This window comes from Vibrio ordalii ATCC 33509 (assembly GCA_000257205.1).
In the GTDB taxonomy this organism is placed as follows: domain Bacteria; phylum Pseudomonadota; class Gammaproteobacteria; order Enterobacterales; family Vibrionaceae; genus Vibrio; species Vibrio ordalii.
In genome coordinates, this window is sequence record AEZC01000032.1 from 48,815 (window position 1) to 57,484 (window position 8,670).

Sequence of the window (8,670 nt, forward strand, 5' to 3'; positions counted from 1 at the left end):
CCAAATTGAATGACTAATTTTCATCGATGACGAAGACTAAATTGGAGCTCGGCTAATCCCGTGCTTTAAACAGAAAGTAAGCCAATCGCCTAAAAAGCGATTGATTTGCGCTTTCTCATCTTTTTGCATCATTTGTTCATTCGGGTAATCATAGCGAGCTTTGATCTGATTTATCCGCGCACTTGCACACACTTAGGAAACACGTGCATCGTGGTAAAGCCTGACAGAAATCGACGGTAATGGAAATACTGAAACGTCATCACTCTGACAAATCTCCACTAAAGTTGTGTACTTTGTGACCTCTAGCACTTGTAATTGATAGGTCATTTGAGCAGCTTGATAACAGCGTAAGTCACCCACGCTCGGCTGACTTGGTAGCAAAGCGTTCAATTTCGCGTAGTTAGTTTCGTACACACGCATTAATTCCGATAAATCAACGTGATACGGTTTTTTCAATGCTAATTCTGCCATTGCAATTGTAACTGTTGATAGTTTAGCTCTAACCATTGTAAAGCGATAATTGAGGCACCATTCTCAATTTGACCATTTTTCACCAAGCGGTAAGCCTCTTCACGGCTCATGACATGAACTTTGATGTCTTCACCTTCACACTCCAACCCATGTACACCTTTAGCTTGCGTTGCATCGATTTCACCCACAAAGACGTCCAGTAATTCAGAGCATCCGCCAGATGATGGATAATAAGAGCTAATTTTTTCGATTCGGTTCACTTTAATTCCCGCCTCTTCGATCGCCTCTCGACGGATAACCTGCTCGGACGATTCATCAGGGTCGATGACTCCCGCAACAATTTCCAGTTGCCAAGGCTGGGCGTGCTCTAATGCTCCAACTCGAATTTGCTCTATAATCACCACCTCATCACGCGCAGGATCATAAGGAAGCATAGCCGCAGCATGACCTCTTTCAAACATTTCTCTTTCAATCTCCTCACTCCATCCGCCTTCAAACAACTTGTGTTTAAAGCGGTATTTCACCATGCGGAAAAAACCTTGGAACAGAGTTTCTTTTGAAATGACGTCCACATCTTGGGGCGTAAAAAGGTTGTACCGTTTATCAGGCTGCTGCATTTGAAACCTCGCTCATTTAATCTCATAGTTTAATCATGGAATTCATCCATCACCAAGGATATTGCTCAACTTTTTATACAAATTTTATATTTATTTTTAAATGAGCATCAATTTTTATTGCACAGATGGACAGTTATGTGTAAAAAAGTGCAAAGTTTCGAGTGAATTACCACCAATTTAAGTTAAACTCCTTAAAAGTAACCTTCTTACATATTAAGGCAGGGAATAGGACCAATGAAAAAACTGCTTCCACTATTCATCAGCGCAGCATTAGGCAGCCTGAGCTCTTCAGTATGGGCGGATACCCTCGCTGAAATCTATAATCAAGCCAAAGAAAATGACCCTCAGCTACTGAGCTCTGCAGCTCAACGTGATGCTGCATTTGAAGCGGTAACATCTAGCCGTGGCGATCTGTTACCACAAATCGACCTAGCCGCAGGTTACAATATTAACCGCAGTAATATTGATGAACGTGAAAGCGATAAGCTCACGGCAGGCATCACTTTTACTCAGCAACTTTATCAACGCTCAAGTTGGATTTCTTTAGATACCGCAGAAAAAAATGCACGCAAAGCGGATTCTGCCTACGCGGCAACGCAACAAGGGCTGATTTTACGCGTTGCACAAGCGTATTTTGAAGTGCTTCGTGCTAAAGATAACTTGGCCTTTGTCCGTGCAGAAAAAGTGGCGGTAGCTCGTCAATTAGAGCAGACGAAACAACGTTTTGAAGTCGGCCTTTCTGCGATTACTGACGTGCATGATGCGCAAGCGCAATACGATCGTGTACTTGCTGATGAAGTCTTAGCAAAGAATAGTCTTACCAACAGCTATGAAACCTTGCGTGAAATAACAGGTCAAGAACATTCTGATTTAAGTGTGTTGGATACTAATCGTTTTTCAGCCAGCAAAACAACGCAGCCGATTGATGTTCTACTTGAAGAAGCTCAACAGAAAAACCTCTCTTTGCTGACTGCGCGTATTACTCAGGATGTCGCGAAAGATAATATTTCATTAGCAAGTTCAGGACACTTACCCTCACTGACTCTTGATGGTGGCTATAAGTACGGTGATGAGAGTAATAATAACGGCGGCTCTAAAGTGGATTACAACGATTTCAATGTTGGGATTAACCTTAAGGTGCCGCTGTATACTGGCGGAAATACCACCTCGCAAACCAAACAAGCCGAATTTGCGTACGTTGCTGCAAGCCAAGATTTAGAAAAAACGTATCGCAGCGTGGTGAAAGATGTACGCGCATTTAATAACAACATCAATGCCTCCATTGGCGCTTTACGTGCTTATGAGCAGTCAGTTATTTCAGCGAAATCAGCACTGGAGGCGACCGAAGCAGGGTTTGATGTAGGTACGCGAACTATTGTTGACGTACTTGATTCAACGCGCCTTCTCTTCGAGGCGAATAAAAGTCTCTCTAACGCACGTTATGACTATGTACTGAACGTACTGCAATTGCGTCAAGCAGTAGGCACCTTGAGCGAGCAAGATATTTTAGATATCAATGCTGGCTTAAAAGCGGACAGACTAAAAAAGTAAAAGCCGCTGAATTTTCAGCGGCTTTTTTGTAGCGATTGGCTCATTTTATACAATCCGCCAAAGGATGCAGCGCGATGTTAGCCTCTGCCGCCTTTAATCGCTTCAATAATTTCTGTGGTTGAGCAGCCATCTTCAAAGTTCAACACTTTGACTTCTCCACCCGCCGCAATCACTTCTTCACCACCAGCGATATCTTCAGGTTTATAGTCGCCACCTTTCACCAATAAGTTAGGTAGTACAGCCGCAATCAAACGCTGTGGCGTATCTTCAGAAAAAGGAACCACCCAATCGACAGCGCCCAATGCAGCCAGTACCGCCATGCGGCGATCTGTTGTATTGACTGGGCGACCTGGGCCTTTCAAACGCTTAACCGACTCATCCGTGTTAACCGCAACAATCAGGCGATCGCCCAATTTGGCAGCGTGGTTAAGATAAGAAACATGTCCTGCATGCAAAATATCAAAGCAACCATTGGTCATCACCACCTTTTCGCCCTGAGCTTGAGCCACTTTTACCGCATCAATTAAGGCTTGTTCACTGATGACACCATAATCAGTATCTTTGCTACCATGAACCGCTTCCGCTAGTTCAATGGTTGAAACGGTTGAAGTGCCCAATTTCCCAACCACAACACCCGCCGCTGCATTGGCCAATGCGCACGCTTCATCAAGTGGTTTACCTGCCGCAACTGATGCCGCCAGCACTGAAATGACCGTATCTCCCGCGCCCGTTACGTCATACACTTCTTTGGCTAACGTCGGTAAATGGAATGGCTTCTGGTTGCGCTGTAATAGTGTCATGCCATGTTCGCTGCGAGTCACCAGCAGTGCGCCAAGATCAAACTGTTCAATCAAGGCAGAGCCTTTTTCTACTAACTCTTGCTCTGTTTTTACTTTGCCTACGACTTGTTCAAATTCAGACATGTTAGGTGTAAGCAATGTTGCACCGCGATAACGTTCGAAATCGGCTCCTTTAGGATCGATAAAAACGGGAACGTTGGCTGCACGTGCTTTTTGAATTAATTGCTGCACATGCTCTAGTGCGCCTTTGGCGTAATCGGACAAGATCACCGCTTTTACTTTCGGTAAAGCCAGTTCCATGCGAGATAAAATCAGTTCTGGATCGGTGTTCTCAAACTTATCTTCGAAATCCAAACGGATCAGCTGCTGGCCTCGGCTTAGCACGCGTAATTTCGTAATGGTTGGGTAATTTGGCAGAGCAACAAAATCACAACTCACTTTCAACGCTGTTAACGTTTCAGTCAGAACGTTCGCTGGCTCATCCACGCCAGTTAAACCAACAATGTGCGCATGACCGCCTAGTGAAGCAATGTTCATTGCAACGTTTGCCGCGCCGCCTGGACGTTCTTCGCTATTCTCTACTTTTACTACAGGAACGGGGGCTTCTGGTGAGATGCGACCGGTTGGGCCATACCAGTAGCGATCAAGCATCACATCGCCAATAATCAATACACCTGCATCATTGTAGTCAGGTAGGATTGGTTTCATTGTGGATCTCCAATTTTTGTTATTGTGCTGAGTGTAACACAGCTCATTGAGTGTCTAAAACACTCAACCTAGCCACTGCTGCCAAGCATCTGTGACTCGTTTTCGCAGGTCAACAAACTTACTTTCATCAACATCCGCATCCAAGTTAAGCAAGTTTCGATGATGGATCTGATTGCGCATCGAAGTATAGGCATCGGTGAGAGCCAGCGATTGTTCTTTGTCCATCACACCTTGGTTCAGTAGTGATTCAAAAATGCGTACGTTGTCTGACCAAAACGTCAACTTTGGCTTTTCATGGCTAAAACGCAGCACTAGATATTGAGCTAAAAACTCAATATCAGTGATGCCACCAGCGTCTTGTTTGAGCATAAAGCGGCCACTCTTCTTACTGCCCAAATGATCACGCATTTTTATCCGCATCGAAACTACATCTTGCTTGAGCTTGGTTTCATCTCTCGTCAATGACAAAATCTCATGACGGGTGTGATGGAAAGCCTGTTGCAGAGGCTCATCACCATAAATGATTCGGGCACGAACTAAGGCTTGGTGTTCCCACGTCCACGCTTCATTTCTCTGGTATTCATCAAACGCTTCAGCAGGGCTAACTAACAAACCAGACGCTCCAGATGGGCGCAAACGAGTATCAACCTCATACAAAATACCAGAGGCGGTGCGAGTGGCAAAAATGTGGATCACGCGCTGGGCTAAGCGCAAATAAAACTGACGGCCGTCAATCTCTTTTGCGCCATCAGTGTAGCAATCCGCTGGGCAGTCATGGAGAAATACGATATCAAGATCGGAATTGTAGCCCAACTCCCAGCCCCCCACCTTGCCATAACCAACCACGGCAAACCCTTTACCATCCCTCTCTTTTAAATGAGTGGGTTGGCCGTATTTTGCACTGACTTGCTGCCAAGCTTGGTTGATCACAGCTTCAACGATGGCTTCAGCAAGGTAAGTTAAGTGATCGCTCACTTTCATCACAGGCAACGCACCGGCAATATCAGCGGCAGCAATACGCAAAATGCAGATCTGCTTAAATTGGCGTAATCCTTCCATTTGCTGCTCCATATCCTCTTCGGGAATACGAGCAAGAAAATCACGCAGTTCAGTTTTATAAGCGGACAGCGCCATTGGATTATAGAGATGCTGCGGGTCGATAAGTTCGTCGAGTAAAATGGGGTAACGACTAAGCTGTTCCGAAATCATCGGGCTTGCGGTGCATAAACGCACCAGTTGCGTCAATGCCGCAGGGTGTTCATCTAGCAGCTCAAGGTAAGTGGTTCGAGTCACAATTTTGTACATCAAATGCAGCACACGAGGCAAGCCAAACTGCGCATCTGGGTGGGTAAAAATTGCTTGGAACAGTTTAGGCATCAATCGGTTTAAAACATCTCGTCCGCGTGGACCCAGCGTTTTTTTCGCCAAATCCTCTTTAAATTGGATCAATACATGCGCCATGCCGGCAGGATCATCACAGGTAAGCTCTTGTTGAAAAATCGTTTCAAGCACATCTGGCTTGTGCGCCATATCCCACAGCTCGTGAAAATATTTAGCAACGCAGTGGTCATCTTCTTCATCATCACCAATCAGAGTTGCAAACACTTGATGTACTTTGGTCATATGCTGATGCGTTTCGTGAAGCAGCGTTACCCAATCAGGGCATTGCATAGCAACGGCTAAGCGAAGTTGATCCAGTTCATTGTCTGGCAAGGTTTGCGTCTGCTTATCGGCCATCGCTTGCAATAGGTTCTCAAGGCGACGTAAAAACAGATAAGCTTGTCGTAAATCGGCCACTTCTTGCGATTTGAGCAGGGCAAGTTCTTCTATTGCAACCAGTGTTTCTAATAATCCACGCTGACGTAAACTGGGTTCTCGTCCACCACGAATTAACTGAAATACTTGGGCGATGAATTCAATTTCGCGGATTCCACCCGCGCCTAATTTGATGTTGTTATGCAGCCCTCGACGTCGCACTTCACTGCTGATCATCGATTTCATACGGCGCAGCGATTGAATGGCGCTAAAATCGATGTAGCGGCGGAACACAAATGGCCGCAGCATTTGACGCAGCTCTTGATACTGCGGATACATTTCCCGCCCCATCACTCGAGCTTTGATCATCGCATAACGCTCCCAATCACGCCCTTGCTCTTGGTAATAATCTTCGAGCGCCGCATAGCTCATCACCAGTGGGCCACTTTCGCCAAAAGGACGCAAACGCATATCAACTCGGTAGCAAAAACCGTCAAAGGTATGTTGATCCAACGCTTTGATGATTCGCTGGCCTAAGCGGGTAAAAAATTGTGCATTCGCGATGCTGCGGCGAGCGCCTTGTGTTTCACCGTTTTCAGGATAAGTAAAGATGAGATCGATATCTGAAGAAAAGTTCAACTCACCGCCACCTAATTTGCCCATGCCAATGATCAACATAGGTTGCGCTTCACCTCGGTCGTTGCTTGGCGCTCCCCACTCTAAGCAGCAAGCAGCGTACTGCCACTGATAGGTCTCAAAAATGAGCGCTTCCGCCAGTGCTGAAAGATGTGTAAGGCTCTCTTCTAACGTCCAACTGGCGGTGAAATCTCGCCAAGCGATGTACACCATTTCACGGTTACGAAACTGACGCAAAATACGATGCCCTGACATTTCATCTTTGCACCCTTCTAACTGTATGGCGAGATCGTCTCGGTAGTGCTCTAGCCTTGGCTCTCCCGCCAACATTTCCGGCAATTGCGTACACAACCGTTCATCGCGCAATAATGCTTCATTGATAAACTGGCTCATCCCGACCACATACAACAGTTGTTTTTTCAATGGCTCGGACCACTGCGCAATACTCGGTTGTTGCTCTAGCAAATCTTGATAGGTTGTGTGCGCAAAAGCGTGAAGTGATGAAGGCAGTAACATGTGACATCCTTGTGAATTGAGACCAATGCAGTCGCTAGAAGGCTATTTATAGCAAACTTATATCAATAAAAAACGCCCAACAACAAGAATTGTGGGCGTTGATTGAAGGATCGAATTTCTACAGAGTTAGACTTTGAACATCGTAATTTTCCGATCTAACTCTTCAGCGTTACTTTGCATGATCTCTGATGTTTCAAGCAACTCACCAACCACTGTTACTGAGGCTTCAACGAGCTCCCTCACATTGGTGAGATTTTGGTCCATTTCCTGAGCCACGCTAGTTTGCTGCCCTGCCACCGTTGCTATCTGCAAGTTCATACCGTTGATGCGTTGTACTTGACTGACAATGCCGTCGAGTTCGCTACCTGCATTAGTGACCAATTCAACTCCATCAGCCGCTTCAACCACACTTTTTTCCATCAAATCAACAGCAGAATTGGCACTATTTTGTAATTGAGAAATCATCTCTTGGATCTCAATCGTTGCTTTTTGGGTGCGCTGCGCTAAGTTACGCACTTCATCAGCGACCACGGCAAAGCCTCGTCCTGCTTCACCGGCACGCGCCGCTTCAATAGCAGCGTTAAGCGCGAGTAAATTCGTTTGTTCGGAAATACTTTGGATAGTGCCAACCACGCTGCCAATGGCCGCGACGCGCTCTTCAACTTGAGTCACGGCTTGCGCTGATGCAGCGATATCTTTCGATAATTCACTCATTTTAGTAATGGTGCCTTTGACAAAACGCTGCCCCGTTTCCGCTTGGCATGATGCTTGTTCGGTTAATGCTGACGCATGTTGTGCATGCTCAGCGACCGTTTGTGCAGTCGATGTCATTTGACTCATCGCGGTAGAAAGTTGATCAATTTCGTTAAACTCTTCTTGAGCGGACTCTTTGGTTTCTGACATGCTAATAGTCATGACCTCAGTAAGTGACGAAAGCTCTTGCGAGGCATCGACTTGCATCTTGATGACGTCTTGTAACTGGCGGCGAGTTTTCTCAAGTTCGCGTGCAACGTCACCGTACTCATCTTTACATTCCATATTAATCGGTGTGGAAAGATCACGACTTGCCATCAACTTAATTGAATCACTTAAATATTGTGTTTGGCGCAGCATGACTTTGGCTGCGGCGAGTAACAGCACAACAAAAACGATGATCATGAGTGCCGTTTGCCATACTACTTGAGTCAAATAAGCATCATAGTGTTGCTGAGCGATGTCGGTATTCTGAGTTACTGCAAGCAGTGATTCGTAAAAAGTACGAGCATCCCAAAGCTGCTTTGTGACGATCAATACTGTACTAAACACCATCAGCATAACCATTTTAGGAACGAGACGAATATCGGTAATCAAACGTTCCCATGGCTTAAATGCCATTGTTGTCATTGTCAGTTCTCCACTCTGTCTTATTCGTTGATAATTTAGGTCAGTAGATACAAACTCAAACAAATCAAAAAAACACTATTTTTGAGCTTCGTATGAAAGAAGATGATATCAAACATGAGACAAACTCAATGCGTTTATTGTCATTGACCTGCTCATTTGTGGCATTATTTGTGATCTCAGACTTGTTGCTCATCCTTATCAATCACTCATACCGTTTAGAAAGGTATCGGCCC

At 45.4% G+C, this 8,670-nt stretch carries 5 protein-coding genes and 1 pseudogene; 1 reads left to right on the plus strand and 5 read right to left on the minus strand.

The genetic code is table 11. The features are described from left to right. Positions 1-36 precede the first annotated feature (36 nt). Together VOR_RS17630 and nudF are read right to left on the minus strand one after the other, a co-directional pair. Positions 37-471: pseudogene (locus VOR_RS17630) on the minus strand (DUF1249 family protein). Next, the gene (gene nudF / locus VOR_RS0102420; protein ID WP_010318052.1) at positions 459-1,088 is read right to left on the minus strand and encodes an ADP-ribose diphosphatase; all 630 of its coding nucleotides are present in this window, start codon (positions 1,086-1,088) and stop codon (positions 459-461) included. The pseudogene VOR_RS17630 and the gene nudF overlap by 13 nt, the downstream one beginning before the upstream one ends. A gap of 234 nt (positions 1,089-1,322) precedes the next feature. Between nudF and tolC the strand changes: the two genes are divergently transcribed. Further along, positions 1,323-2,639, plus strand: a complete 1,317-nt coding sequence (gene tolC / locus VOR_RS0102425; RefSeq protein ID WP_010318053.1) for an outer membrane channel protein TolC — start codon at positions 1,323-1,325, stop codon at positions 2,637-2,639. A gap of 77 nt (positions 2,640-2,716) precedes the next feature. Here the strand turns inward: tolC and hldE are convergent, their stop codons facing one another. From hldE to VOR_RS0102440, 3 genes are all read right to left on the minus strand, one after another. Then, entirely contained in the window at positions 2,717-4,147 is a 1,431-nt protein-coding gene (gene hldE / locus VOR_RS0102430; protein ID WP_010318056.1) for a bifunctional D-glycero-beta-D-manno-heptose-7-phosphate kinase/D-glycero-beta-D-manno-heptose 1-phosphate adenylyltransferase HldE, read from the minus strand. 63 nt (positions 4,148-4,210) lie between these two features. Continuing rightward, a complete protein-coding gene (glnE, locus tag VOR_RS0102435) occupies positions 4,211-7,054 on the minus strand; it encodes a bifunctional [glutamate--ammonia ligase]-adenylyl-L-tyrosine phosphorylase/[glutamate--ammonia-ligase] adenylyltransferase (RefSeq protein WP_010318058.1) in 2,844 nt (947 codons plus the stop codon). 126 nt (positions 7,055-7,180) lie between these two features. After that, positions 7,181-8,437: a methyl-accepting chemotaxis protein gene (locus VOR_RS0102440; protein WP_010318060.1), complete on the minus strand. Its 1,257-nt coding sequence runs from the start codon at positions 8,435-8,437 to the stop codon at positions 7,181-7,183. Positions 8,438-8,670 lie beyond the last annotated feature (233 nt).

Coding starts and splice junctions, on each gene's coding strand:
- nudF (WP_010318052.1), bottom strand. CDS start 1,088: ATGCAGCAGCCTGATAAACGGTACAACCTTTTTACGCCCCAAGATGTG.
- tolC (WP_010318053.1), top strand. CDS start 1,323: ATGAAAAAACTGCTTCCACTATTCATCAGCGCAGCATTAGGCAGCCTG.
- hldE (WP_010318056.1), bottom strand. CDS start 4,147: ATGAAACCAATCCTACCTGACTACAATGATGCAGGTGTATTGATTATT.
- glnE (WP_010318058.1), bottom strand. CDS start 7,054: ATGTTACTGCCTTCATCACTTCACGCTTTTGCGCACACAACCTATCAA.
- VOR_RS0102440 (WP_010318060.1), bottom strand. CDS start 8,437: ATGACAACAATGGCATTTAAGCCATGGGAACGTTTGATTACCGATATT.